At 60.3% G+C, this 26,045-nt stretch carries 20 protein-coding genes; 3 read left to right on the top strand and 17 right to left on the bottom strand.

Going from position 1 to position 26,045, the window contains the following annotated elements; genetic code table 11:
- The 3 genes from ONB25_10315 to ONB25_10305 form a co-directional block, all read right to left on the bottom strand.
- Window positions 1-1,579, bottom strand: a 1,579-nt coding sequence (locus tag ONB25_10315; GenBank protein MDZ7393273.1) for a right-handed parallel beta-helix repeat-containing protein, incomplete at its 3' end; no start/stop codon positions are given.
- A 131-nt stretch (window positions 1,580-1,710) separates the two neighbouring features.
- Window positions 1,711-2,205: a hypothetical protein gene (locus ONB25_10310; GenBank protein ID MDZ7393272.1), complete on the bottom strand. Its 495-nt coding sequence runs from the start codon at window positions 2,203-2,205 to the stop codon at window positions 1,711-1,713.
- Window positions 2,202-2,846: a sigma-70 family RNA polymerase sigma factor gene (locus ONB25_10305; protein MDZ7393271.1), complete on the bottom strand. Its 645-nt coding sequence runs from the start codon at window positions 2,844-2,846 to the stop codon at window positions 2,202-2,204. The genes ONB25_10310 and ONB25_10305 overlap by 4 nt, the downstream gene beginning before the upstream one ends.
- A 67-nt stretch (window positions 2,847-2,913) precedes the next feature.
- Between ONB25_10305 and ONB25_10300 the strand changes: the two genes are divergently transcribed.
- Entirely contained in the window at window positions 2,914-3,246 is a 333-nt protein-coding gene (locus ONB25_10300) for a hypothetical protein (GenBank protein ID MDZ7393270.1), read from the top strand.
- A 75-nt stretch (window positions 3,247-3,321) separates the two neighbouring features.
- Here the strand turns inward: ONB25_10300 and ONB25_10295 are convergent, their stop codons facing one another.
- The 6 genes from ONB25_10295 to ONB25_10270 form a co-directional block, all read right to left on the bottom strand.
- A complete protein-coding gene (locus tag ONB25_10295) occupies window positions 3,322-5,427 on the bottom strand; it encodes a sodium:solute symporter family protein (GenBank protein MDZ7393269.1) in 2,106 nt (701 codons plus the stop codon).
- Window positions 5,428-5,871: 444 nt separating this feature from the next.
- Window positions 5,872-6,078 (bottom strand): nucleotidyltransferase, encoded by a 207-nt coding sequence (locus ONB25_10290; protein MDZ7393268.1) that lies wholly within the window; start codon window positions 6,076-6,078, stop codon window positions 5,872-5,874.
- Window positions 6,079-6,378: 300 nt separating this feature from the next.
- Complete coding sequence (locus ONB25_10285; GenBank protein MDZ7393267.1) at window positions 6,379-6,651, bottom strand: hypothetical protein; 273 nt, start codon at window positions 6,649-6,651, stop codon at window positions 6,379-6,381.
- 139 nt (window positions 6,652-6,790) lie between these two features.
- Window positions 6,791-10,027 (bottom strand): S41 family peptidase, encoded by a 3,237-nt coding sequence (locus tag ONB25_10280; protein ID MDZ7393266.1) that lies wholly within the window; start codon window positions 10,025-10,027, stop codon window positions 6,791-6,793.
- Window positions 10,028-10,347: 320 nt separating this feature from the next.
- Complete coding sequence (locus ONB25_10275) at window positions 10,348-11,961, bottom strand: D-aminoacylase (GenBank protein MDZ7393265.1); 1,614 nt, start codon at window positions 11,959-11,961, stop codon at window positions 10,348-10,350.
- A gap of 33 nt (window positions 11,962-11,994) precedes the next feature.
- On the bottom strand, window positions 11,995-12,741 hold the full coding sequence (locus tag ONB25_10270; protein ID MDZ7393264.1) for a M48 family metallopeptidase: 747 nt from the start codon (window positions 12,739-12,741) through the stop codon (window positions 11,995-11,997).
- A 351-nt stretch (window positions 12,742-13,092) separates the two neighbouring features.
- Here ONB25_10270 and bfr point away from each other — a divergent pair, with 351 nt between their 5' ends.
- Together bfr and ONB25_10260 are read left to right on the top strand one after the other, a co-directional pair.
- Window positions 13,093-13,560 (top strand): bacterioferritin, encoded by a 468-nt coding sequence (bfr, locus tag ONB25_10265; protein MDZ7393263.1) that lies wholly within the window; start codon window positions 13,093-13,095, stop codon window positions 13,558-13,560.
- A 107-nt stretch (window positions 13,561-13,667) separates the two neighbouring features.
- On the top strand, window positions 13,668-14,909 hold the full coding sequence (locus ONB25_10260) for a hypothetical protein (GenBank protein ID MDZ7393262.1): 1,242 nt from the start codon (window positions 13,668-13,670) through the stop codon (window positions 14,907-14,909).
- A 305-nt stretch (window positions 14,910-15,214) separates the two neighbouring features.
- Here the strand turns inward: ONB25_10260 and ONB25_10255 are convergent, their stop codons facing one another.
- The 8 genes from ONB25_10255 to ONB25_10220 all read right to left on the bottom strand — a co-directional run bounded on the left by ONB25_10255 (window position 15,215) and on the right by ONB25_10220 (window position 26,040).
- On the bottom strand, window positions 15,215-16,567 hold the full coding sequence (locus ONB25_10255) for an amino acid permease (GenBank protein MDZ7393261.1): 1,353 nt from the start codon (window positions 16,565-16,567) through the stop codon (window positions 15,215-15,217).
- Window positions 16,568-16,617: 50 nt separating this feature from the next.
- Window positions 16,618-19,068 (bottom strand): DUF4968 domain-containing protein, encoded by a 2,451-nt coding sequence (locus tag ONB25_10250; protein MDZ7393260.1) that lies wholly within the window; start codon window positions 19,066-19,068, stop codon window positions 16,618-16,620.
- Window positions 19,069-19,216: 148 nt separating this feature from the next.
- Window positions 19,217-20,014: an energy transducer TonB gene (locus tag ONB25_10245; GenBank protein ID MDZ7393259.1), complete on the bottom strand. Its 798-nt coding sequence runs from the start codon at window positions 20,012-20,014 to the stop codon at window positions 19,217-19,219.
- Window positions 19,974-21,197 carry a penicillin-binding protein gene (locus tag ONB25_10240; GenBank protein ID MDZ7393258.1) on the bottom strand — a complete coding sequence of 408 codons (1,224 nt, stop codon included), beginning with the start codon at window positions 21,195-21,197 and terminating at the stop codon, window positions 19,974-19,976. Before ONB25_10240 ends, ONB25_10245 begins: the two co-directional genes overlap by 41 nt.
- Before the next feature lie 38 nt (window positions 21,198-21,235).
- Window positions 21,236-22,078 (bottom strand): ABC transporter permease subunit, encoded by an 843-nt coding sequence (locus tag ONB25_10235; GenBank protein ID MDZ7393257.1) that lies wholly within the window; start codon window positions 22,076-22,078, stop codon window positions 21,236-21,238.
- A gap of 4 nt (window positions 22,079-22,082) precedes the next feature.
- Window positions 22,083-22,970: a sugar ABC transporter permease gene (locus tag ONB25_10230; GenBank protein MDZ7393256.1), complete on the bottom strand. Its 888-nt coding sequence runs from the start codon at window positions 22,968-22,970 to the stop codon at window positions 22,083-22,085.
- Between the two features lie 4 nt (window positions 22,971-22,974).
- Complete coding sequence (locus ONB25_10225) at window positions 22,975-24,201, bottom strand: extracellular solute-binding protein (GenBank protein ID MDZ7393255.1); 1,227 nt, start codon at window positions 24,199-24,201, stop codon at window positions 22,975-22,977.
- 15 nt (window positions 24,202-24,216) lie between these two features.
- Window positions 24,217-26,040: a sodium:solute symporter gene (locus ONB25_10220; protein MDZ7393254.1), complete on the bottom strand. Its 1,824-nt coding sequence runs from the start codon at window positions 26,038-26,040 to the stop codon at window positions 24,217-24,219.
- Window positions 26,041-26,045 lie beyond the last annotated feature (5 nt).

The following is a 26,045-nucleotide window of genomic DNA, read 5'->3' as shown; positions in this document are numbered from 1 at the left end:
CGCCCATCACCCCAAACAAGCCGGGGCCAAGCAGGTGGTGGATAAAGTTGTAGCGCACCACCGTGCCACGCCAGGTATAATCTCGTCCCGAATAGATCGCCCCCGCGTCGCCGGTCTCTTTCACCACATCGAAGATTTCGTTATACTCGATCAGATGTTCGTTCCCCGAAAAGTAGATGGCCTCGTGGGGAGCGTCGTGGATCAAGTTGTGGGACACCACGTTGCCCACGCCCTCCACCTTCACCGCGGGGCGATAGGTTAGGTTGATCCTGCTAAAGCGGTAGATGTGGTTATTGGTGGCAAAATGGTTGGCAGGGACCAGCGCCATCCTATCCCCGCCCGTCAAGTAGATTCCCCCATCGCCTGTATCATGGATATCGCAGCTTTGTACGCCGTGGCGCGCGCCACCGGAGATGACCACTGCGGTGGTGCCGATGTTGCGCATCACGCAGCCGGCTACGAGGTTATCGTGCCCACCCTCGATGCGCACCGCCTCGCCCCGGGTACACTCGAAAACAAGCCCTTCCAGTGACACAAACGCCGTCCCGTTTAAGCGTACCATCTCCTCGGCGAGCGTGGAGACCCATAGGTCTCCCGGGCGAAGTTCATCCGGCGGCCAGAAGTAGAGCACCCCCCTATCTGCGTCAATGTAGTACTCGCCAGGTGTGTCAAGCTCTTCCAGGACACTGAGGAAATAGAAGGGCTGCTCTTTGGTGTAGCCGTAGTGGTAGTGGGGTTCGCTCGGGTAAATCTCATGGAGCACCGTATCGATGTGGCCTATGGGAAAGTAGGCATCGGCCCAGTCCCAGGACCAGAAGCCGTGCATCCAAATCTCCTGCGGCTGGTGCCAGCGGGAGGGACGGTTCCCTGGGTAGACGAAGCGGCCGTAGTGGCGGCCACGAGGCAGTCCATCCTTGGGCGTGTGCGCCACGCCCTCATAGATGAGGCGGGGCCCGTGCTGCGGCACTTCGACGATCCGCAACCAGCCCTCATTCGGATAGCGGGCCACCTCCATCCGCTGTCCCCGGAAGAAGAGCTCCGACGGGGCCGGTACTACCGGGAGTCCCAACCCCGAGCGCTGGCGTCTCCCCACCTCGGTTATTCCGTGCGCCCGGAGGTCGATTTCCACCACCTTGGCACGCGCATCCGCCCCCAGGCAGGCCGCGACCTGCGAGTCTTGAACAGGGCGCCATTCCCTCAGGTTTCTTCCCCCTACCAGGCGCGCGGTATCTCCCGGATAGCTTCTCCACACCACGCGCCCTGTCGCGCAGCCGGAATCCTTCGCTGTCAACTCAAAAGTCTTGGTCAAGCAGTAGTCGCCCCCGCGCAAAAATATGGTGACCCCTCCGGCGGGAGCCTTTCCTCCTTGGCGTAGCGTCCGCACCTCTTCACGGGCCCGCTCCAGCGTCGCAAAAGGCCCATCGTCCCCCGCACGGGATGCCTGCGCCCTGCGTCCAGACCAGGAATCGTTCCCCTCAGGCGACACATACAGCGCCAACGGCTGGCTCACCCGCTCATGACATCCGACCATCAGCATCCCCCACACAAACCAGACAAGACGACAGAACCCTCTGCGCATGGCACCTCCGCACGTGGCGTGCTCCCGACGGCACGGCCATCGAATGGCCTCCTACTACCTTCAGCGTAAATGGTACGCAATTGGTGGGCAAAAAGCAACCACTTTCTTTGCGGGACAGAACGACCCCGGCCTCACCGAGGCCGGAGCCGCTGCGCGAGGAAGTGGTCAAACACGGCGATGCACAGCAGAAGGAAACCGACACTTGCCAGGAACAGAGGCGACAACGCGGGAAAACTCGGCAGGGCTAACCGCTCCAAGGAGTCGACGACTCGGAGAACGCCCAGCCATAGGGGGGAAAAGGCTCGCCGCAAGAGCGCGAAAACGCCAAAATAGATCAGCACCCCGATCCCTGCGGCTGCATAGCTCGCAATTCCCCCAATGGTGGCAACCTGGACGAGCCAGTCTCGACGGCGCTGCGCCCGCACCCGGGCCGCAACCCTTTGCGCAAAGTGCGCACGCAGCACGACTTCCGGGGGACGAGCCAGAGTCTGCCACAGCTGGACATAACTCCTTGCCTCCCGCGCGCATTCCTCGCAGCGCCTCACGTGCTCGCCCACCTCCCCAGTCTGCGGGGCGCCGTCCTCTATCCACTGCTGAAGTTGCCAATCAGTGGGGTGACCCTTCATAGTTCCTCCCGCCCGTAGCGGCTCAGCAGCCTTTCCTTCAGTCTCCGTCTGGCGCGAAAAAGATAGCTTTTCACCGTCCCCTGCGGGAAACCCATCACTCGCCCAATCTCCTCGTAGCTCATCTCCTCCACATGGTACAAGGTCAGAATGGTCCGGTAAGGCAATGGCAAGGCCATAATCTCCTGCTCCAGGTGCGCGGCAAGATCCTGTCTGGTGGCGGTCTCTTCCGGGGAGGGCAAATGCCCGGGGAGCTCATCCAGCGACACATTGTCCTCTCCGTCCAGCCCATACACGTCCGGCCGCTTCTTCTGCAACCAGTTCAGGCAGGTGTTGTATGCGATCTGTGCGATCCAGGTCGATAACTTGCATTCGCCGCGAAAGTGCGGCAGGTGCCGGTACACGCGCAGGAAGACCTCCTGACACAAGTCCGCGCGGTCATCCGGCTCCTTCACCAAACGAAACACGATGTGCCCCACCAGTCCCTGGAAGCGCTCCACCAGCAGGCGGAAAGCATCCCAGTCGCCAGCCAGGACCGAAGAAAGCAGCTCTTTTTCGCTTGTGACGCTCTGCCTCCTCCTCACACCCTGTTTGACCGACAGCCCCTGAGGATGTTGCACGGCCGAGCCGGCGTGCTGCAACATTTTTGCCCCTTGCCAGTCTGATGGAATGTGTGGCTAAGCAGGCGTTCCAAACAGGGAGGAAACGCACATGGAATACCTCGTGCCAATGGTCGTCTCTGTGGCCTTCTTTGCCAGCATCGCTTGGATTGTGAAGGTGCTGGCCGAAAACAAGACTCGCCGGGTAGCTATTGAAAAGGGTCAGACTGGTGAGGATGTTGCTCGCCTCTTTCGCAGCGAGGCAGCAGCAAGCTCAGCGCTGAAGTGGGGCTTGGTGCTCATTGGTGCCGGCCTCGGCTTGGTCATCGGGCTGTTCATCGTGCCTGAGAACGTGCGACCAATGGTGACCTCAAGCCTCAGCCTCATCTTGGCGGGGGTCGGGCTTGTCATCTACTACGTGCTTGCGAAGAAAGGGCACGTGTAGCTTTTTCACGCGACCCGGGCGGACGCCAGCCGCGCAAGCCCCGGCTGGCGTCTGCCCTCGACCGACCGCCACCACTCAGGCCCCTATCCTCATCACCAGCAGATAGAGCCCAATAATCGCTCCCACCAAAAGCCAGCAGATGACAAAACCCCAAATGTCTTGTTTGGTGGGCCTCCAGAACTCCCAATTGGTGCCCGGGAAGAGCTTATTGCGCTCCACAATCTCCGGATGCTCGATGGCTTCGCGCACCCGCCGGGCATCCTCTTCCAGGTTCGCCACTGCCGGCGTGTGCACGCAGGCGTAGAACTCGCGCAAGACTTTCTCGGAGTTCGGCTTGGTGACAAGGCTGACCAAGAAAAGAACCACAAATGGAAAGATGATGTCGAAAACAAAGGAGAGTGTGGCCAACTGCGGCTTGGACAGACTGCGCAAGTCCACACCCAAGAGCGAGATCAGGTACAACTGCACGCGAAAGATCCCTTGCCCCACCAGCGGCGAGTTGGGGTCATCGGGATTCTGTCGCACCACCGTTTCGTAAAAGATGCCCACCGGCGGACTGACCTTCTGCTTTTCGATGACTTCTCCCACTTGTTGGGCCCGACCCGCCTCCACGTCCTCGGTCACCGCCTTGACCCGCATGGTCTCCACGCGTTCGTAGGTCTGCACCGTCAGGCGCGGATTGGTGCGGTTGTCGTTTATGGCAGGCACCACATTGGGCACCACCACCGTGAGGATGATGGACAACAGCATCTGCACCACCACTGCTTTGGTGGTCAGGCGCCGCCAGAAATAGACCAACCACAGGGCCGGCCCGATGATCGTCCCCACCGAGAGCACGTACTTGAACACGACGAAGATGTCGTCAACCATGCGCGCAAAGTAGATGGTCGACCCCAGCACGACAAAGATGACAATGCGGCCGACCACTACCTGCAGCTTCTCGGTTGCGCGGGGTACCAGGGGAAGGAAGATGTTCTTGGTGAAAGCGGCCGACCATTCCAGGCTACTGGCGCTGATGGAGGACATGTTCGCCGCCATGATGGAGGCAATCATGAGCCCAACAAAGCCGACGCCGAGGAGGTCGCGGGTCATGTGCCCCCAGATGTTCGTGGGGTCAGAAAGCTGTCCTCGGTACAATCCCACGGCGATGAGCCCGGTGAGCGCCCAGCCGATCATGGCAAAGCGCTTAATGAAGGCACCGGTGACCATGCCCATCCGCGCCGAAAAATCGTCCTTGGGCGAGCCGCCGTAGGTGAAGTTCCGCGGCGGCAAAATGATGAGGTTGATCGTGACCATTGCCAACACGAAGTACCACGTGTACTCGCTGGTGGCCGCGCTGCCAAAGATTTCAAACATATAGTCCGGGACCCGCGCGTGCAGACCCCGGAACCCGCCAAGAGCATGCAGACCCACCGGCAGCAACATAAATGACAGAATCAAGATCATCATGCTCTGGATCACGTCGTTGAGCACGGCGGCAAAGAGTCCACCCAGCACGGTGTAGCTGCCGACGATCAACGCGTAGATGACGAAGAAGACATCCAGGTCCAAATAGGAGATGTAGGCGTGCAGTTCTTTGCGCTTCATCTTCTCCTGCAAGACAGCCAGGCGCTCTTTCTCCTGATCACTCAGCTCGCCATAGCTTTGCTTCTGCTGCAGGGTCTGGAGCTCGTTGAACTCAGCAACACTCTGGCGCTCCTGGACGGTGTACTCGCTCTCCGGCTTGACCATCATCGCTTGCAGTGTCTTGCCGGTGAGGAGATAGCCGATGGAGCCGCCGTAGATGGCGCTCAAGAGGACGTAGAGGGCAAAAAGCCCTGCAAGGAATTTACTCTCAAAACGATGCAGGTAAATATCTCCGGGGCCCACGTACCGCGCTCGCCTCTGTAGAACCGATACAAACCAGTAGAACGGGGTGAACAGCAGGGGCAGATTCTGGAACCACATGCCCGAAAGACCCTGGCGGTAGATCTCGCGCGCCACGCCGGCCGCCTGATCGGCGCTGGTGATGGTGCCAAAGTGCATGGCGGTGGTCAAGAACTTGCCAAAGCTGCGGCCTCCCTGATAGAAATCGCGGGTATCCTTGACCCGGCGTCGTGTCCAGGTCCCAATGAAGACCATGGTGGCAAAGTACACGAGAATGATTGCCCAGTCGATGAGGTGCAGTCCGAGAAGATTCACGCATGCTCCTCCTGTCTTTAGATCCAGTCGATCCGCGTTACAGTCCTGCTCTCTTCACTTCGCTGGCCGCCCTCGTGCGCCCGGAGTTCGCAGGCGCGTGGAAAAGCAGCTCAGCTCATCACCTTATGCACTCCAACTCCCTTGTTGAACCCCTCCCCCACTGTTCGTGGCTGGCAAGCACCATCGCCCCACAAGAGTTCCTCCACATGGCAGATAGACCTCCCGTCTACCGCGTCTTCCCCTCCCTTAGCTTCCTGAGCACGCGCAGGTCCTCTCTGTCTTGCGGGCGCTCTGCTGCTTCCTTCATCCGGATCAAGTCATCAAGGCTGGCAAAGTTCTCGGCTGTATCACCGATGCGTTCGACAACTCGCCTCTTTCACACCCCCTCGAACGTTACACCTGCCACAAATGGATGAATCTCAGTTTCCAGCACGTATTGACGGATCAACACTTCGTCAAAAGATCGTCAACGCGCAGATGGCTTACATCATGGCCGACCTCTTCGAGGGCTGCAAGGGTCCGGCGGGCGCTTTCCGGCGTCGGGTCAACAAAAAGATCTACGTCCAAAGTAGCGCGGGCATAGACGTGGACGGGAAAAGCCGTAGCCCCGACTACCACGTAACGCACTTCATGAGCGCTTAACGACTTCAACAGGCTTTCGATGTCCGCGCCTCAACAACACCTCGGCAATCTCTCGCGACCTGCGCACCATCATCTCGAAACGCTACTGGGTGGTCAGAGACCGCTGATAGGCCAGTTCAAACTCCAGTTCCGCGTCCGCGTCACGAGTCTCCAGTTCAAGCACGGCGCACCTGTGGCAGTCGCTCCAAATGCTGCTCGGTCACGCCCTCGCAACCAGCCAGCAGCGGCTCGTCGGGTGCAGCGCCGTGTTGGACCGCCGGTCACCGATTTCACTCTCCCGGCGACGGACTCGTCGCGATGGACGCCAACCTAGTCGACAAGAGGCCGGGCTTTGAGTAGGGCACTCACCGTCATGACCGTCGTGATCAGGACCACGAAGGACGCGTACCTGCCGGCCCAGATCATAGGGCCAACAGTTGACAAGAACGACGGGAAAACCGCCGTCCCAGCCGCCATTAGAAGCAAGAACATGCCCACTCTTTGGAAAACAGGTGCCTGCCCACCCTTGACGCGCAGCGCAACAAAGCCTCCTGTGGCGAGCACGACAGCCGTGGCCACGAATATCCGCCAGACGGTTGCCATGATTCTCACCTCCCTTCTCCGAGCCTGCGCAGCGCGGCCCTCGCGTATGCCCACTGTGTCAGAGCAACACCTCGAATGAGCCCTTAGAAGCCAGGTCTGATCAACCCTTAGGTTACCAAGGCCCAGGTCATCGGCTTCTCTACCTCTTCGGATACGGCGGCTTCTCCGGGAAGACAAACGGCTCGGCCTTGATCTTCTCCAACAGGAATGCAATGGCTGTCTCGAGTTGCTTATCATGGCCGGCCATTTCTGAAGCAGGGTCATTCTCCACAAGGATGTCCGGATCTGCGCCGTGGTTCTCTACCCACCACTGACCTTCCCGCCCGTAGAAGGCGTTGTTCGACTGGTGCACTAGCCCGTTGTCGATGGTAGTCTGCCCATTGACGATGCCCACCAGACCACCCCAGGACGGCGTCCCGATCACTGTGCCCAACTTGCGCGCTTTGAAATGCTGCACAAAGGCCTCGCCATCCGACCCGTTGTACTCGTTGGTGAGCACCACGAGGTGGGCATTGGAAACGCTGCCTGGATAACGGAAGGGGACCATTTCCTTCAGACAGTTGTAGGCCACCATCTTTCGTTCCAGTTTATCGATGAGGAAATACTCGGTCCAGCCCCCGCCGTTGCCGCGCACGTCGATAATGAGCCCCTTTTTATAGCGGAAAGCACGCCAGAACTTGTCAAATTGCGCCGTGTTGGCCGAGCCCATCGCAGTGATGTGCATGTAGCCGATCTCACCCCCACTGGCAGCAAGCACCTTCTTGATGTTGTCAGCCAGCCAGCGATTGTAGCGCAAACTGCTCTCTGAGCGCACCGGTTCCACCTCGTAGGTGGCGGCCCCCTCTCTGGCGGGCCTGGAGTTGACCGTCACTTTGACCTTCTGCCCCTGCATCACCTGGAGGTACTGGTAAGGATTCTCCGGCACACGGACCTCTGTGCCGTTGATCGCGATGAGAAAGTCGCCTTCCTTGATCTTGATATCCGGCCGCACCAGCGGGCCTTTCAGGTCGCGGTCATAGTCGGTGGGACCATAGATGCGGGCAAACCGGTAGTAACCGCTAGCGGTGGGTTCCAGATCCGCCCCCAGCAGGCCGGTAAAGGTGGGGTCTTCCGGCATCTGCCTGGGGCCCATGTCGCCTCCTGAGATGTAGGTATGCGACACGCACAACTCGCCCACCATCTGGGAAAGGAGCCAATTCAGGTCCTCGCGCGACCGGAGCTGCGGCAAGTATCCCCGATAATAGTCCCCCATGCGTTTCCAGTCGTGGCCATGCATGCCGGGGTCGTAGAAAAAGTCACGATACCAGCGCCAGGTGTCGTTGAAAATCTGCTCCCACTCTTGGTGAGGCACGACGCGATAGGCCATTTGCTCCAGGTTGAGCTTCTGGCCGAGGTCCTTTGCCGAAAAGACCTTGGCCACGGTGCTCACATAGTACTCTTTGCCGGCCCTCACCAACATGTGCTCTCCGTGGGCCGAGAGGCGCCAATCACTCACCTTCTTGTCAAGTACCACCTCCTTGGCCGCGCCAACATCGAAGATGTGCAATTGCCAGCGCGCCTCACCCTTGGGCGTGAAGATCTGATCGTACTCCTCCTCGCCAAAGCCCTCGCTGGACACCCAGGTCACATACCCTTTACCCCCTTTCAGGTAGAAGTAATTGCCGGCAGCCAAGGGCACCGAAAAAATGCGCTCAGCCATCCCGTCCAAATCAATGCGAAATTGCTTTTCGCCCTTCGCCTCACCACCGCCTCCCTTCTCAAAGGGCGGCTTTTGCCCCGCCTTCAGTTGCACGACCATCACTTTCACGGGGTTGGGAATCACATGGTTGTCCTCGAACACATCCATGCGCACGTCGAAATTGCGGTAGGAGAGGAAGTACAAGTACTCGCCGTCCGCGTCGAAGGAAGGATTCAGGCAATCGTAGAAGTCGTCCGTCACGGGGAAACTTTTCTTCTGGTCGAGGCTGTAAAGGAAAATCTTGCTGTTGCGGTTGTACTGGACGAAGGAGTAAGCAATCCATTTGCTATCTGGGGACCACGCATAGTCGCTGATCTCCCAATAGAACTCGTCGTTCTTGAGCTGGTTGGAGCAGGCGATCTTGGTGAGCTGCCCAGTCTGTACGTCCACGTAGTAGAGGCAAAAGTCCTTGGTGCCGAACAGGATCTTGCCCCCGTCTGGCGACCATTCCAAGTGGTACAGGGTGGTGCGCAGGCCATTGGTAAGCTGCTTCCACGGCCCTTCCTTGTCCAAGTCAACCAGGTAGAGCTCGTACTCGCCCGAGCGATCGGAGAAAAATGCCAGCCTCTTGCCATCGGGTGACAGTTGCGGATAGCGCTCCCGGCTTCCAGGGGTATTGGTCACATTGCGAGGCGAAGCGCCCTCCTCTACCGGCACCAGGAACACATCGCCACGTGCCTCCAACACCGCGGTCTTGCCGTCGTCGCTAATGGACATTGAGTGGATATAGTCTCTGGGGTTGATGGTCCGTTCCGCCAGCTGCCAGCTGTCACTCGGAATCTGGACGTCCACCCGCTTGCTCTTGCCAGAAGACAGGTCAAGGACATAGAGATACCCGGCGTGCACATAGACTATGGAACGCCCATCCGTGGACGGCATCTGTACGTCAACGTCTGTGTAGTTGGTCACTTGTACGATCTTGCCGGTGGCAAAGTCGTAGCGGTAGATGTTGGCAATGCCTCTCTCGCCCTGGTCTGAGACATAGTACATGGCCTCGCCAACCCACATGGGGTACGCGTTCTTGCCCACGTAGGTGGTGAGCCGCTTGAACTCCTTGCTACCAAAGTCGTAGAGCCAGATATCAGGGTACTGGCCGCCTTTGTAGCGCTTCCAGTAGTACTCTTCCCGGCCACGCGGGTTGTACACCATCTTCTTGCCGTCCGGAGAAAACGAGCAGAGTATCCCTCTGGGAACCGGCAACTTCTCCGGGTACCCGCCTTCCACTGGCACGGCAAAGAGCTTGACGATCGGGCGGAAGGTGTTCTCAAAGCCAGCCCTGTAGACCACCTTCTTGCCATCAGGGGTCCAGGTGACCACCTGGGCCGGGCCACGGTAGGTGAGTCGTCGGGGCGGGCCACCGTCCACAGGCATCACATAAACATTGGTTCCCGAATGATAGCTGGCCGAGAAGGCGATCTGCGTCCCATCCGGCGAGATCTTGGCAGCGAATTCGTTGCCCGGATGGCTCGTCAACCGTACTGCCAGCCCGCCGGTAACCGGCACGGTCCACAAGTCACCCTCAAAAGTGAAGACGATCCGGTCGCCCCGAATGTCGGGGTACTGCATGAAGCGGCCTTCGATGGCGGCAAAGGCAACGGCCCAGCCAACCAGCATCATAACAACTGCGCCCCTCTTCATAGCACTCCTCCGATTGATCAATTCCTGATGTAGACCCTAAGCTTTCCTCTTCCTCAAGCGCCTTACCGGGGCAGCCGTGCGGGTTTCTCTGACTCGCCGCTTCTTTTCTTCTTTCCAAGCGCTGCCCACCGCGTTTGGCTTAGCCAACCGTCCTCCAGCCCGCACAGTCGGTCACGGGCATATGGAGTTGGACGCCTGGTGTCATGAGCCCCTACACTCACGGGCTCCCTAAACCCTCATCTGCAGGATGAACGGCCCTCCCTGCAAGCTGTGGTCCCCTCGTTCTCACCCGAGCCGGTAGTGCCCTCCCCGCAGGTACCTTATCGCGCCAACCGCCCTTTGCCATACAGCACATGTCCGGCATCGCGGATGAACACTTGCCCATCGCGGGCGGCAATTTTCCCGTTGACCACCACGTAGCGAATCCCCTGCGGATACTGATGCGGCTCGGCAAAGGTGGCGCAATCCCTTACCTCCTCTGGGCTAAAGATCACCAGATCAGCCCAGTACCCTTTTTTGATAGCGCCCCGTCCTGTAAAGCCCATGGCTTGGGCCGGGAGGCTGGTCATCTTTGCGATGGCCTCGGGCAAGCTGAGAACCCCCCGCTCCCGCACGTAGGTGCCTAGCACGCGGGGAAAGGTCCCGTAGGCACGAGGATGCGGCGACCCCTCGCCCGGCACCGCTATGCCCCCGTCCGAAGCGATCATGGTGTACGGAAGTTTCATCAGTGCAGTGACGTCCTCCTCTGCCATCTGGAAAAAGATCGCGCTGGGTTGGTCGTCGCGTTCCAGCTCGATGATGAGCGCCGCGGCGTTTTCCACTGTGGGCGCCTGTCCTCGTAGTTTCAGAATCTCCGCCAAGTTCTTGCCTTCATATTCCGGATGGTTCTTGGCGCGCGCGATCAAGATAGTGGCCACCTTGTCAATGCCTCGAGGGGAGGTCAGACGCTTCTGAATCAGCGCCTGCTTGATGCGCTGATACGTGGCAGGGTCTTGCAGGCGCTGGACAAACGCCTCATGGCCGCCGTCGACCGCCCAACCCGGGAAGCTGCTGGAAAAGCCGGAGCTAGTGGCGGTATACGGGTACTGGTCCAAATAGACGCTCATCCCCTCTGCGCGGGCGGCTTCCACCGGCTGGGTGATGAGCTGGTACTCCCCCCACACCGCTTCGTCGGCCAGCTTGATGTGGGAGATTTGCACTGGCACGCCCGCCTCGCGACCGATGCGCAACGCCTCTTCGATGGCCTGGCGAATTCCTTGGCCCTGGTCACGCAGGTGCGTAGCGTAGATGCCGCCATACGGTTTGACCGCGCGCGCCAGCTCGATGAGCTCCTCGGTGGTGGAATACCGCCCAGGCACGTAGGCCAAGCCAGTGCTCAAGCCGATAGCTCCGGCACGCATCTCCTGCTCCACCAGCGCCTTCATCATCGCCAACGCTTCAGGCGTCACCACCTTGTCGCTGTCGCCCAGCACCAAGTGGCGGATCGTGTTGTGGCCAACGAAGGAAGCAAAGTTGATGGCGATCCCTCTGCGCTCCAGGGTGCGGAAGAGCTCAGCCAGGGGGTATTCCGAGTCGCCGCAGTTCCCGCCCACCACGGTGGTGACCCCCTGCAGGAGGTAGTTGAGCACATCGGGGTGCTCCGCGATCTGGCGGTCAGTGTGGGTGTGGACGTCAATGAAGCCAGGGGCGACGTATAGGCCAGTGGCATCGATCACCCGCTCCGCGTAGGGACGTTCGATCTCGCCCACAACGGCGACGCGTCCGCCGATCACCCCGATGTCGGCGCGCAGCGGAGGCCCGCCTGTGCCGTCCACAATCGTCCCCCCGGTCACGATCAAGCTGTAGCGCCTGCTCAGAAGGGTGCAGGAGAGAGTCGTCATCGCCAGCGCGAATACGATCGCTGTCAGAGCAAGCAAGCGCTGCCTGTTGCCCATGTACAGACCTCCAGCAAACGATTCAGCATAGCGTCAACATTCGATAAACAACGCTTCAGGATAGCCCAGCCAGTGGTTGACGGAGGCAAGGTGCCGCCGGAGCTGGCGGTAGTTAGGACAGTACTTTGCCACCAGTGCCCAGAACCTGAAGGAGTGGTTTGGCTCTCGCAGGTGCGCCAGTTCATGCACCAACAAATAGTCGGCCAATTCCGGTGGCAAAAGCATGATGCGCCAATTAAAGTTCAGGCTCCCCCGGCGCGAGCAACTCCCCCACAGGGAATGCTGGTTCTTGACGGAGAGCCGCCCCGGCGAAAGGCCCATGAGCGCCGCCCAATACCCAATGCGGGCGCGCAAGAGCCGCCTGGCCATCGCCTTGTACCACCCCACTACGCAGCCACACACGATTGGCGCACTAAGCTCGCTGGCCGATACCACCACCTGTCCCTCCGCGCAGTGCCACCGCGGTGACAGCCCAGGCGCACCCTGCAGGTGTAGACGAAACACCTGCCCCCACAGTGGGAGCGCTGCCCCTTCTTCCAACCGGAAAGGGGGCTTGGCCAATTGCCGTTCGCGCAGTAAGCAGAGGCGGTGCAGAATCCACTCCTGATGCCTGTAGATGAGATTACGCGTTTCCTCGGTGGACAGGCCACGGGGCACACTCACGACCACGGTCCCATCGTTCCGCACGGAAAGACGAAAGTGCCTTGCGCGCCGCTGGCGTCGCATCCGGCAGCGAACCGCATGCCCGGCAAGGTGCAGTATGTACAGGTCTTCCTCCACGCCTCAATTGTCGCTTGAACCGACTGCTCGCGCAAACGCCCTATAGTCTACTGAATTGTAACGAAAAACGCAACACAAAAATCTTCCTTTGGCCCATCTTTCCCACTCCTGGAGCACGGCACCCCCGGAACCGAACATCTGCGAAGATGGCTCTGCCCTTCGGATGTACCTTTCCTCTTGGGGTAAGCGATGCCATATTTGTTCACCATGGGCCACAAATCTCTTGACCATTTGCGAACTATTTGCTAATATTTGCCAGCCAAACTGTACTTGCCAGCATTCCGGACTAACTCAAGAGAATGCGGGTACGGCACGAGCTCACGTTTCGGACGCAAGCAGGGAGGATTTGCCATGAAAGGCGACGAAAAGATGATTGCCAGTCTCAACGCGCGGCTCGCCGAGGAGCTCACCGCGATCAGCCAGTACATGGTGCACTCGGAGATGAACGATGACTGGGGCTACCAGAAACTGCATGAGGCAATAGAGAAGCGGGCCATCGAGGAGATGCGGCATGCGGAAAAACTCATTGGCCGCATCCTTTTCCTGGAAGGCACGCCTATCGTCAGCAAGCTCAACCCCATGCACATCGGTGCAGAGGTGGAAAAGCAACACCAGAACGACTGGCAGGCGGAAAAAGGTGCCATCGACGGCTACCGGGAGAGCATCAAGCTGGCAGGCGACATTGGGGATTTCGGAACGCGCGAGTTGCTGGAGTCCATCCTCAAGGACGAGGAGGCGCACATCGATTGGATTGAGAGTCAATTGGACCAAATCAAGCAAGTTGGCATCGAAAATTACCTGGCGGACAAGATCGGCTGAGACTCTACGCCGCTTTTTAATGTGGTGCTAGCTTTTTCGCCGCGGGGTGACAGCACATTTCTCCTCTGTCACCCCGTCTCTTTTGGACCGACGCTGTTGGAGGGCACATGGGAAGAAGGCGAATATTGGTTCTTCTTGTTGTGGCGCTGGGTGCAACGACGATTCTTGCCCCTGGACACGCGTGCACCACGGCAGTGGTCTCCGGCAAAGCCACCCCGGACGGCAGGCCCTTGCTGTTCAAGCATCGCGACAGCGACGCCCAAGAGAGTCGCCTTGTCTACCTCACCGACGGACGCTACCCGTACATCGGCCTGGTGAACGCCGGCGACAGCTCAGGTGCCGAGGTATGGGTCGGCTGCAACAGCGCGGGCTTTGCCATCATGAACTCGGCTTCCTACAACCTCAATGTGGGCGATACCACCAAGCTCAAGGACCAGGAGGGGGTGCTCATGAAGCGGGCCCTCCAGAGTTGCGCCACCGTGGATGACTTTGAACAGCTCCTTCGCACGTTGCCCAAACCGCTCGGAGTGGAAGCCAATTTCGGCGTCATTGACGCACAAGGCGGGGCAGCCTATTTTGAAACCGGCAACTATGGCTTTCGCAAGTTCGACGCCACCGACCCGGCGGTGGCCCCGTTCGGCTATTTGATTCGCACTAACTACTCGTTCACCGGTGAGCGCAAGCAGGACTATGGTCTCATCCGCTACACCGCCGCAGAGCAGCTTTTCTACAAAGCCGCCCTCAGCAACCAGCTTACCGTTGAGTTCTTGACCAAGACCGTGAGCCGCTGCCTGCGCCATGGGCTGACCGGGGTGGATCTGAGCAAAGACCTTCCGGAGACCGACGACCAGCCGACGTTTGTCAGTTTCGCCGATTTCATCCCTAGGTTTAGCTCTTCCGCTTCGGTGGTCGTTCAGGGGGTGAAGCCTGGAGAACCGGTGGCGCTCACCACGATGTGGACGATGCTGGGCTTTCCCCTCTGCGCAGTGGCCGTCCCCGTCTGGGTGGCGGCAGGACCGGATTTGCCCAAAGTGCTTGTTGCGGACGCCAAGGGCAAGGCGCCGCTATCAACGGCAGCGTTGACGTTGAAGGGACGCTGCTTCCCATTCACCAGGGACTCTGGGCGCAACTACTTGGACTTGGCGGCGGTGATGAACAGGCGGGGAACAGGCATCTTGCAGCGTGTGCTGCCGGTGGAGGAGAGTATAGCGGAAAGGGTACGGCGCAGCGTCCAGCAGTGGGAGCAGAAGGGGTTTGATGCCAAGGAGGCGCAGACACTGTATCGCTGGATTGATGCCACTGTGACTGCGGCCTATCGCCGGGAGTTCGGGCTCATTCTCCAAGACTGAGGCGCCACGGCCGCGGAGTCGAGGCCCAATCCGCAACAGCGTTGTACTTTTGGTGATGGGCTTGGCCCCTGAAGTGCGCCGGCGCCGGACCCGTGGTTAGGAGCCGAATGGCTACCTGGGAATCCCAGAACGCGCCGGTGGTGTTGCGCTCCGGAGTGCATCGGCTTCATGCGATGCAAGCCGACTTCCCCACCCCGCAACGCATAAAGGCGTTGCACTCCAGCCGCCCCCCCGAGGGGCAGGGCGCGTCTCCACCCGGCAGTGCATAAAGGCACTGCACTCCGGCCGCCCCGTTGCGGTCGCCCCTAAGGTGGTCCTTGGCGCTCCAGTTTCTGCCACGGATCGCGCCAGAGCCTGTTTATCCTCCGCAGCACCACAAACACAGGATAACCCGCGATACAGACCACCATGCCCGCCAGTGCAGTCCACGGCTGGGTCACGGCCACGGCGCCCGGGACGATGAGCATGCACAAGATAAAAACTACCGGAAGCACTGGGTAGCCCGGCACCTGGTAAGCGGCAGTGCCTCCTCTCCGGCGCAGCACGAACAGCGTCGATGCCACCACCGCGATGGTCAGGCAATCCAGGAACATGATGTAGCCCACCATCTTCTCGAACGTAGCCAGGAAGGCGATGGAAAGCAGGATGGTGGCCACAAAGAAGGTGAGGGTAAACTCTTGCACCTGCGTCCGCTGATTGACGCGCATGAAAATCGGCGGGAGCACGCCGTCGGCGGCCATGGCATAGTAGGCACGCGGGATCTGCATGAGGGTGACGTTGAGAAAGCCGAGGGCCGAAAGGACAATCGCCAAGGAGATGAACAGATGGCCCACTTCGCCAAAACAGCGCCGGGCCACTTCTGCCGCCACCAACTCTGCACCCGCCACCCCAGCTATTCCCAGCACCCGCACATAGGCGCCATTCAGCAAAAGGTAGCAGGCGAGGATGATCGCGATGCCCCAGAATATCCCCCTGGGCATGGTAGCGCGTGAGCTCTTGATGTCCGCGCCAAAGTTGATGGTGCACTGGTAGCCTCCATATGCGTAGAGAACCGAGATGAGACCAGTGCCAAGAGCAAGCGCCCAAGGTCTATCACCTGCGCCCGGTAGAGTACTCTGCTCCACCGCTCCCCTAAACCTGATTGCCGCTACTACGATTGCCGCTACCACGAGGAGCTTCAGCACTGTCAGCACATCCTGCGCCCACGCCCCAGTTCTAATGCCCGCGTAGTTGATGGCAAAAAGTACCAGAATGAGGCCGGCGGCAGTGAGTTGGGTGGCCTGGGGCGTACGCAAGTGAGCCGGCAGGAGAATGGGACAAAGGTACTCGGCCGCAGTGGTGGCCACGGCTGCAGCACCGACCCCGTTCACGAACAGCACGTTGATCCAGTTGAGCATGAAAGCCAGCCAGGAGCCATGGCATTCGGCCACCACCTTGTAGTAAGAACCCGCCTTCGGAAAGCGAGAACCTATCTCCGCGAACGTCAAAGCGCCGAGCAGACTGATGAGCCCTCCGGCCGTCCACGTGGCAAAAAAGAGCCGTGGCGTCTTGGTAGCGGCAGCGACCATGGGCGGCGTGCGAAAGATCCCCACGCCAATGACCAGGCTGACGACGATCATCGTGGTGTCAAATGTGTTCAACTTCGCCTTTATGCTCATGGCCGCCCTCTGCTGAAAACTCAGCCACTCTGATTCCGTGCCAAGGGAGCTTAGCGCAGCTCAACTCTTATCTCCTTACTGCTCTCCGGCACCTTGACCCACGCGATCTGTCGGCTCGCCTCGTAGCACCAGCCGCGCTCCGAAGCCTGCAAGGCGTCTGTGTTGTCCACTTGCGGCAGGAGCTGCCCCTGGAGCATCACCCGGCGCGGCGCTGCCTGAGAACCGTTCACTCTGAGTAGGAGATGCCTGCGCGGCGGCTGGTAGGTACCACGCCTTGGCCCCAAAACCAGGCGCATGGCCTGACGGTCCTCTGTCACCGCGACCACGCGCACAGCGAATTCACCTTCTTGGTATGCGAACCCATCGCCTGCATCTTCGTACACCGAGTCGACAAAGGCACCTTGTGCAGGGTACAGACTAAGGATCAGCGGCGCCGAGGGCTTCTCACCCACATAGTTCACCGGCTCCTGCATCGGGATGAGCGACCCTGCGCGCACAAACAAGGGTATTCTCTCCAGAGGTGCTTCCACCATCATGCGCACCGGACCCCGGTGAGTCCGATTGGTGTAAAAGTCGTACCAGTCGCCCTCCGGCAGATGGACCCAGCGCATGCGTGCCCCCTCGTGGAGCACGGGTGCCGCCAGGAGGGCGTCGCCCAGGAGGAATTCGTCATCTAGCTCCCAGGTCGCCGGGTCCTGCTGAAACTCCATTACCAGCGGCCTCATGACCGGCAGGCCGGTCAGCGAAGCCTCGCGAAACACATTGTAGAGGTACGGCAAGAGCTCATAACGGAGACAGATGGCCTGCCGGTTGAGCTCCTCAAAGTTTTCGCCAAAGGCCCAGGGCTCTTGATCGCGGGTACCATGGGAGGTGTGGTTACGGCACAGCGGCGTGAGCGCACCCAACTGGAGAAAGCGCGTGAACAGCTCGGGGCTCGGGCTCCCTTCGAAGCCGCCGATGTCGAAGCCGACAAACGGCACACCGGACAGCCCCAAGCCCAGGCACATGCTGAGCGCCAGGCGCAGGTGCTCCCAGTTGGCCACGTTGTCACCCGTCCACACGGCAGCATAGCGCTGCACGCCAGCAAATCCTGCCCGGGTGAGAACAAACGGGCGCCGGTCCGGACGCAGCGCACGTACCCCTTCATAGGTCCCGCGCGCCATGTCCAGACCATAGACGTTGTGGACCACCGGGTGATCCACCATCTGCCCATTGTGGGTATGCTGGACAATGTCCGGGAAGGTGCCACCCCACACACCAGGCTCGTTCATGTCGTTCCAAAAACCAGCCACTCCGTCTCTGACCAACCCCGCATAGAGTCCTCCCCACCATCTGCGCGTCTCGGGCCGGGTAAAGTCCGGAAAGTAACAGTCCCCAGGCCACACCTGACTGATGTGCAGGCTCCCATCTGGCAGGCGGCAGAAGTGATCGCCTGCCAACCCCTGCGCACACACCCAGTAGTTGGGGTCAACTTTGATGCCCGGGTCGATGATGACCACCACTTTGAAGCCCATTGCCTCAAGATCCCCCAGGAGCCGCCCGGGATCAGGGAAGCGAGTGGAGTCCCAGGTGAAACAGCGGTATCCATCCATGTAGTGGATGTCCAGGTAGAGGGCGTCGCAGGGGATACCCTTCTGCCGGAAGGTCTGCGCCAGCGTGCGCACCTCTGCCTCTGGATAGTAGCTCCAGCGGCACTGCTGGTAGCCCAAAGCCCACAGGGGTGGCAGAGGCATGCGCCCCACCAGCTCGGTATAGCGAGCAAGCACTTTCTTGATGCTAGGCCCGTAGAAAAAGTAGTAGTCCAGCTCACCACCGTCTGCACCAAAGGAGTAGTACGCCTGGGTCCCTGCGGCAAACTTGAACGTGCTGCGATGGGTATTGTGGAAAAAGATCCCGTAGGCGCTGCCGCGGCGCAGGGCGATGAAAAAGGGATGGGACTGGTAGAGCGGGTCGGTGGCGGCATTGTAGCCTGGGTAGTCGGTGTTCCACATAACCCAGGCGCGGCCGCGCTTGTTCAGGCGCCCGGTCTTTTCCCCCAGGCCGTAGTAGAGCTCATCCTGGGGCATCTTCTTGAAGCACTGCACGCGCGGGCCATCCCAAGCCATGCCCATCGCCCCCTCCTCAGTGCACACCTCCTTGCCATCACTCGTGTAGAACGCCACGCGACACGGCCTGCGCCGGACACGAACCTCCAGCTCCTCGGTGTGCAGGGCAATCTGCTCCGCATCCTCCGTCATGGTACAGATGACTCGGGGCCACTCGTTCCGAACCACGGCGTAGGAAAACTCTGGCGCACACTCGCCGGTGGGAGCAAGCCGCACGCGCACGAGGTCCCGGGCAAGCACCGAGATTTCCACCCGTGGGCCGCCGCAGTCGAGGGTTAGCCGGTTGTCCCGCCACTCGCTGGCGCGCACATCGCCCACGCTGCGGTAACCGCCAGCAGCCAGGTGCGAAGCAGTAAGGGCACACGCAGAGACTATGGCACAAAGCCGCTTGATCATCGAGGACTTCCTCCATGCAATCAGACACTACATGTTGCCTCTTTGGAACCTATGAAGAGGAGAAGCCCCTGGTCCTGCCTGACCGGGGGAGACCATCGTCCGAGGGAGCAGACATCGCTTGGGCGCAATGGCTAGCTTAAGGGCCTCCCTACCTTCGTTCTCCAGCTACTTGCACGAGTACCGTGGTCCCTGCGGGTACTCCTTGGACAAAAGCAGGAAAGAAGGGGCTGCGATATACCGCCTCTACCACCGCCTGGTCAATCAGTGGCTCCAGTGGTGCAACCACTCGGCAGTCGACCACACGCCCCTTGGCATCGACGGTCGCCTCCACGCCCACCGTCCCGGACCAGCTCTGCGCCCCGCGTGTCAGCTTCATCCGACGGCGGATGGCGGCAACACCACCCACCGGCACGCATGGGAAGACGCGGTTATCCTCCTTGAGCAGCGCCCCCATCTCCGCATCCACCACCGTCAGCTCGCCGGCAGCCCAGCGGTGACGTAGCATAGTCAGCCAGCCATCGAAGGCGCTCAGCGTGGCGTCCCGCTTTGCCCGGTCCCTCACACCAGTCGCGCGCCACCGGCCAAAATGCAACGCAGTGCAGGCAGTGTTGACCAATCCGGTCCGCACACCGCACTGGTACAGCAGCTGGTAGTCGTCGAGATAGATGAACGTGCTGTCCTGAAAGAGCATCTCTTGCAGGAGTGCGAAGGCCCCCATGTAGTCGCCCATTAGCATCATGTTGCCGACGGCGCGGTGAAACGTCTCCAGGCGCGCCTGATGATCCGCCTTTGCGTGCAGGTGCCGCGCCGAGGAGCACGCCGCAAACGTCAGCGTGCAGGCCAAAGCGACCAGGGCCAGATTCGCGACCGCGGCGCCGGGCTGGGATTTCCACCGTCTGCCTGGCTCATCGGCGCGCCCCAGGAGACGGCAAGAGCAACTCTTCATGGAACAAGTCCTCCGGGCTGATGACCTGGAGCACACAGTCGTGCAGTGGGTCCAGCTCGGACGCTGCAGACGAATCAACACCTGCCGCGGTCTCGAGCCCGCTCTCTTCTGCAGCCGCCATGACGGCTTGCGCCCGGGCAGAATCTGCACAGGCGACGGCTAAGACCCTGCCCTCTCGCCTGGCCAGCACAAGGAGCGGCCCTTCGCCCCCTGTGCGCGAGGAAAGGACCCTCTGCGCCTCTAAGTCGAGCGTGAGCAAAAGGGGTTGGCCCGACAGAAGCCTCCCCTCTCCGAGACGCCTCCGCAGGTAGCGCAGCAGCACGTCCTTGAAACAGTCCCCACCCCCAGCCAGGCCGCGCCTGAGGGCCTGTTGCCCCTCAGGATTCAACTCGACCGCTGCCTCCAGTGCGGCCTGGTATTCCTCGGCAGTGATCACCCCGTTATTGCGCATGAGATGGAGCACCCGCCGCTGATGCCCCATGACCTTTTCATAGCGCAGAAACGGGTTGCGGTACTTGGGGTTCGGCAGCATACCAGCCAACATCGCCGCCTCGGGCAAGGTGATGGCGCTGGCCGGCTTGGCGAAGTAGTAGCGCGCCGCTGCCTCCGCCCCGTACACGCCCTCACCCCACTCGACCACGTTGAGGTACAGTTCCAAAATGCGGTGCTTGGTCAGGACCTTTTCTATTCGCCGCGCAAGGACAATCTCCCGAAGCTTACGAGTGATGGTCTTCTCCTTGGTCAGGAAGGCATTCTTGGCCAGCTGCTGGGTGATGGTGCTTGCGCCGCGTGCCCATCTCCGGACCTTCCAGTCCCTGACCAAGGCCTCCTTGATCATCTCCGGGCGAATGCCTTCGTGCTGAAAAAAGGTGTCGTCCTCACTGGTGATCACCGCCTTGATGAGCCACGGAGAGATGCTGCCAAGCGGTCGCCAGATGCGGCTCACCCCACCGGTCACCGAAAAGATAAACCTACCCCCTGCGTCGCGCACCTCGGTAGCCAACGGAGGACGGTAAGCGCGAATCGTTTCCGCATCGGGTAGGTCATGGAGCAGCCACCACAAGGCGCCAGCGACCGCGCCTGCGACCACGACGCACGTTACCAGCAGGGCCACCAGGCAGCGCCACCACCACTTTGCGCCTGTGGAGCGTTGGGCGACAACGTCCTCCTGAGGTTCACACATCGAGTCGTAAACCCTTGCCCCGTGCAGCCATTGTTTCCCTAACCCTTCACGCTCCCCAACGTCAACCCCGACACAAGCCACCTGCTCAAGAAGAGGAACAGCGCCACGACCGGGATGCTCACCAGAATGGCGCCCGCCGAATAGAGCCCCCAGGCCACCTCCATATTGGACTGAAACATCTTCAGGCCAAGGGGCAGAGTAAAGAGCTCCTGGTCCTGAATGAGCACATTCGCCACTAAGTATTCGGACCACGCGGTCATGAACGAAAAGAGCGCCGTGATGACCAAGGCCGGTGCGGCCAGAGGGAGGACGATTTGCCAAAAAGTCCGGAACGGAGAGCAGCCGTCGATGGCTGCAGCCTCCTCCAAGCTGAACGGGATGGTGTCGTAGTAGCCTTTCATCTGCCAGGTGGTGAAAGGCAAGGCTGTGGCCGAGTAGGCAATGATCAGCGCCCAGTAGGAATCGTAGGCCCTCAGTTTGATCAGCATGATGAAGAGCGGCAGCAGGAGCATCGTCACGGGGAACATCTGCGTCATAATGAGCCCCACCATGGCCTGATCGCGACCGGCAAACCGGTAGCGCGAAAACGCATACCCTGCGGCAGCAGCAAGGCCCACGCCTGCCAGGGTGACCACCGCCGAAACCAGGCTGCTGTTAGCCATCCAGCGCAGAAACGGCTCCTCGAGCAGCAAGCGTCGATAGGACTCAAGCGTCGCATCCGCAGGGATGATGGCCAGCGACTTGCTGAGCAACCGGTCCCCTGGTCGCAAGGAGACCGAAAACACGCAAAGAATCGGATAAAGCGCAAAAAGAGCAAACAAGCTCAGCACCACATAGCTGACCGCCTTGCCGAGGGGCGACAGTGTGCGTGGCCCGCGCATCGGATCAGTACACCGCCTCCGTCGCTTTCGTCCGCCTGATAAAGCTCCAGCTAAAGGCCAGCAAAATGGCAAAGATGACCATGGAGAAAGCCGCCGCATAGCCCATGCGGAAATACGTGAACCCCGCCTTGTACACCCAGGAGACGAGGATGTGCGTCTTGTCCGAGGGCTCGCCCCCATTGCTCACCAGCCAGACAACGTTAAAGTTGTTGAACGTCCATATCACGCCCAAGGTCACCGCCGGTACCATCACCGGTTTGAGCAGCGGCACGGTGATGTGCCGCAGGCGATGCCACCACGAGCTGCCATCTATGGCCGCCGCCTCGTACAGCTCGTCCGGTATACTCTGGAGGCCACCCAAGGCGACCACCATCATGAACGGGAAGCCCAGCCAGATGTTGGTGAGCAGGCATGCAGCGAATGCGCCCCACTCGGTGGAAAGCCAAGGGATCTTCACGCCGAAGGCGCGCTCGAGAAGCAAACTTATGGCACCATACTCCGCATTGAACATGCCGCGCCAGGTCAAAGCGGTAATGTATTGCGGCACCGCCCAGGGGAGGATAAGGATGGTGCGAAAGACCGACCTGCCGCGCAGATCCTTGTCCAGGATCAACGCCAAGAACACGCCGATGACCACGTGGCAGACCACGTTGAGCACCGTCCAGAGGCAGGTCTTGGCGAGGAAGTACCAGAAGAGGCGGTCGCCCAGCACAGAAGCATAGTTGCCCAACCCCTTGAGGCGCCAGTCTCGGAAGTGGATCAAGTTCATGTTGGAGAAGGAGATGACCACGTTGTAGATAAACGGATAGGCGATCACCGCCGCCATGACCACCAAAGCGGGGAGTACGTACACGTACGCGAGACGGTTGACGTGCTTCTCGTAGGCGGCCATGACCTTACTCCTTCCCCTCCCGGATCAGGCGGAGCGCGCGCTGTTGCATCTCCGCCGCGGCACGTTCCGGCGACACCGCCCCGGTGAAGAGGCCCTGATAGCTGGGCCGCATAGCATCCCAGATCATGCGCAGCTCGGTGACCACCGGCATGGGGCGCCCTACCAGGAGCTGATCCAGAGAGTGCTGCAAGAGCTCATTGTCGCGCACCACTGGATGGGTAGAAGCATCGACCCGCGAGGGGATTGTCCCCGCAACCTTGCTGAACTCCAGCTCCACCTCCGTGGAGGTGAGAAACCGCATCAGCTCCACCGCCATCTGCAGGCGTTCGCCCTTGAGATTTGCGTTGAGCGAATAACCCAGCGGCGACACCATGGGGGTTGGCCACAAACCCGTCTCATCGATCATCGGGATGCGCGCTAAGCCGATATCGATGCCGCTCTCGATGTAGGTACCCCACGACCAGGGCCCGTTGATAATCATCGCAGAAAGCCCATCCTTGAACAGCGCATTGGCAATCTCATAGTCGCACTCCACCGGGATGATGCGATGTACATGCGCCAGTTCATAGATCAGCCTGCCCGCCTTGATCACCGCCGGGGTGTCCAGGGTGGGCTGGTTCTGCTCATCCATGATCCAGCCGCCATAGCCTCCAATGAACGGTACCACGAAGAAGGGCTCCGTGTAGTTCCAGGCCAGGGCGTAACGGTCCGGCCTCCCATCGCCATTCTCGTCTCGACAGAACCGCCGGCCGAACTCGATCAACTCCCTCATGGTCTTGGGCGGCTCCTTGACAAGAGCCTTGTTGTAGACCAGGCAGAGGTGATTGCCCAGCCGGTCGGCCACCTGGTAAAGGTGGCCACGGTACCAGGTATTAGCGACGATGGGCGCAGTCAAGAAGCTGTCCAGGAACGCCTGGCTGACCAACGGCTCGATGGGCTGAATCACCCCCAGCTCGACAAGCGGGCCCACGTTGTCGCTAGCACCATGCAGCAGAGCTGGCCCGCTCCCTCCTAAGGCGGAAATGATAAAGTTGGTGCGGCACTCCTCTGGCCCATAGAAAAGCTGCCCGAACTGCCAACCCGGGTGGCGTTCAGCGAAGCGAGCCAACTGGGCAGCCAAGACCTGCCGCTCCACCGGCCGCAACGAGGTCCACACCATGATGCGCCGCTCGTTGCGGGAGCAGCTCACCATTAGGACGGCAAGGACAGCTATGAGCAGCCTGTGCACCATACGCAGATTGGCCGACTAGCTCGTGTGCGCCCCCTGAGCCCTCGCCTCTTTGCCCAGATGGCGGAACCAGTTGAAGTACAGTCCCAGGGAGAGCACCACCAACAGCACCGCACCGTAAACAAATTGGTCCCAGCGACGCATGATGAGCATCATCCAGAGCAGGAACAGCACAAGTTGCCACGGCACGGCCATGAAGGTAGACGCGATGTCGCGGCGGTGCTCGCCGCGCAGTTCCTCGCGCGCCTGCGGAGGGAGCACCGACCGCACCGGGGCCCACCATCCGAACGGGCGCGTGATGCGGTAGAAGTTAGCCAGCACCTCCCGGTCTGTGGGCTTGGTCAAGAAAGTACCAACGACCGTTCCCACAAGAGAGCTACCGGTGGCGATGCTGAAGGCAACGTACTCGGGAACGTCAGGCAGCAACAGGCGCTGTAGAATTGCCGCCACCATACCCGCTAACGTGCCAGCAGCAAAGCCGTAGCCGTTCATCCGCCACCAGTACCAGCGCAGCAGAACCGGAAGGAATAACCCCGCGCTGATGCTCATTGTGATCCATCCCCAAATCTGGTTGATGTTCCTTACCACAACGCTGAACAGAAGCCCGATGAGCACCACGACGACCGACGCCACACGCCCGTGGATCATGAGGGCGCGCTGGCTGGCCTTGGGGTTGATGAAAGCCTGGTAGATGTCTTTGACCCAGTAAGCGGCGCCGGCATTCACGGTGGAGTCGAAGGTCGACATCGCTGCAGCCATGAGGCCTGCAACCATCAATCCGCGCACGCCGGTGTGCGTGAGATCCCGCACCACGACGGGGATGACGGTTTCCGGGTCGGTGATGAGCTGGTGGCTCGCGCTGTAGGAGATGCCCAACACCGCAATAGCGGCGATAAAGACCCAGCGGAACGACAGGAGGAATATCCAGAAAAGGCTCAGCAATCCTGCCTCGCGATCGCTGCGCGCCGCAAAGTAGCGCTGCACGATGAACCCACTACCTCCGCCGCACCCCTCGATGGTCACTTTGATGAGGTAGAAAAGAATGCTTATGCCAAACAGGTTGTAGATGGAGTAAGCTGAGTCGGCGGGAAAATCTACTTTCCACCTGGGGATCGCACTGGTCCATGTGGCGCGACTGGCCTCAATGGCCTGAAAGCCGCCGTCCTTGAGGGGTACGGAGATGGAGAAAACCTCTGGCAGCGACACCCGAAACGAGAGGATCGCAGTGTAAGCAATCACCACAAAGATGAGGACCCCCTGGAACAGGTCGGTCCACACCACGCCGTACAGCCCGCTGGCCACGGTGTAGATCATCGCCAGGACAATCATCAGCGTGGCGGCCCAGAATTCCGAGGACATGCCGAGAAATGGAGGGATGCCGAGAAAGGTGCCGATGAACTTGCCCGAGCCTACGGCAAAGTAGGTGAGCATGGCAATGGTCATGACGAGGGTCGAAATGGCGGCCACCAGGCGGGCCACGTCGCCCTGGCGGCCATTGCCGAAGCGGAAGCGCATCCACTCGGCCATGGTCATCACCTGCGCACGCCTTTGCCATTTGCCCGTGAAGATCATGAGAAAGGCCATGAGCAGGGTAACCCCGCCGCGAATTTCAACAAACAGGCCGCTGACGCCAAGGGCGAAGACCCAGGCGGTGTTGATCATCGTACCACTCACATCAAGACAGGAGGCCATGCCCGACGACCCCAAGAGCCACCACGGCAATCGCCGATTACCCAAAAAGTAGGAGTCGATGCCTGCAGAGGCCCGCCGTTGCAGCACTAGCCCAATGACGACCATGGCGATGAGATAGATGCCAACCACTCCGTAGTCAACCAAGCTCATCGTGT

The sequence above is a fragment of the candidate division KSB1 bacterium genome (genome assembly GCA_034506335.1).
Lineage (GTDB): Bacteria > Zhuqueibacterota > Zhuqueibacteria > JANLFK01 > Oleimicrobiaceae > Oleimicrobium.
This window is presented reverse-complemented; position numbering and strand designations above follow the sequence as displayed.

What these genes read in the sequence shown, in the direction of transcription:
- ONB25_10310 (MDZ7393272.1), bottom strand. Translation starts at nt 2,205, where the DNA reads ATGAAGGGTCACCCCACTGATTGGCAACTTCAGCAGTGGATAGAGGAC.
- ONB25_10305 (MDZ7393271.1), bottom strand. Translation starts at nt 2,846, where the DNA reads ATGTTGCAGCACGCCGGCTCGGCCGTGCAACATCCTCAGGGGCTGTCG.
- ONB25_10300 (MDZ7393270.1), top strand. Translation starts at nt 2,914, where the DNA reads ATGGAATACCTCGTGCCAATGGTCGTCTCTGTGGCCTTCTTTGCCAGC.
- ONB25_10285 (MDZ7393267.1), bottom strand. Translation starts at nt 6,651, where the DNA reads ATGGCAACCGTCTGGCGGATATTCGTGGCCACGGCTGTCGTGCTCGCC.
- ONB25_10280 (MDZ7393266.1), bottom strand. Translation starts at nt 10,027, where the DNA reads ATGAAGAGGGGCGCAGTTGTTATGATGCTGGTTGGCTGGGCCGTTGCC.
- ONB25_10275 (MDZ7393265.1), bottom strand. Translation starts at nt 11,961, where the DNA reads ATGGGCAACAGGCAGCGCTTGCTTGCTCTGACAGCGATCGTATTCGCG.
- bfr (MDZ7393263.1), top strand. Translation starts at nt 13,093, where the DNA reads ATGAAAGGCGACGAAAAGATGATTGCCAGTCTCAACGCGCGGCTCGCC.
- ONB25_10260 (MDZ7393262.1), top strand. Translation starts at nt 13,668, where the DNA reads ATGGGAAGAAGGCGAATATTGGTTCTTCTTGTTGTGGCGCTGGGTGCA.
- ONB25_10255 (MDZ7393261.1), bottom strand. Translation starts at nt 16,567, where the DNA reads ATGAGCATAAAGGCGAAGTTGAACACATTTGACACCACGATGATCGTC.
- ONB25_10250 (MDZ7393260.1), bottom strand. Translation starts at nt 19,068, where the DNA reads ATGATCAAGCGGCTTTGTGCCATAGTCTCTGCGTGTGCCCTTACTGCT.
- ONB25_10245 (MDZ7393259.1), bottom strand. Translation starts at nt 20,014, where the DNA reads ATGAAGAGTTGCTCTTGCCGTCTCCTGGGGCGCGCCGATGAGCCAGGC.
- ONB25_10240 (MDZ7393258.1), bottom strand. Translation starts at nt 21,197, where the DNA reads ATGTGTGAACCTCAGGAGGACGTTGTCGCCCAACGCTCCACAGGCGCA.
- ONB25_10235 (MDZ7393257.1), bottom strand. Translation starts at nt 22,078, where the DNA reads ATGCGCGGGCCACGCACACTGTCGCCCCTCGGCAAGGCGGTCAGCTAT.
- ONB25_10230 (MDZ7393256.1), bottom strand. Translation starts at nt 22,970, where the DNA reads ATGGCCGCCTACGAGAAGCACGTCAACCGTCTCGCGTACGTGTACGTA.
- ONB25_10225 (MDZ7393255.1), bottom strand. Translation starts at nt 24,201, where the DNA reads ATGGTGCACAGGCTGCTCATAGCTGTCCTTGCCGTCCTAATGGTGAGC.
- ONB25_10220 (MDZ7393254.1), bottom strand. Translation starts at nt 26,040, where the DNA reads ATGAGCTTGGTTGACTACGGAGTGGTTGGCATCTATCTCATCGCCATG.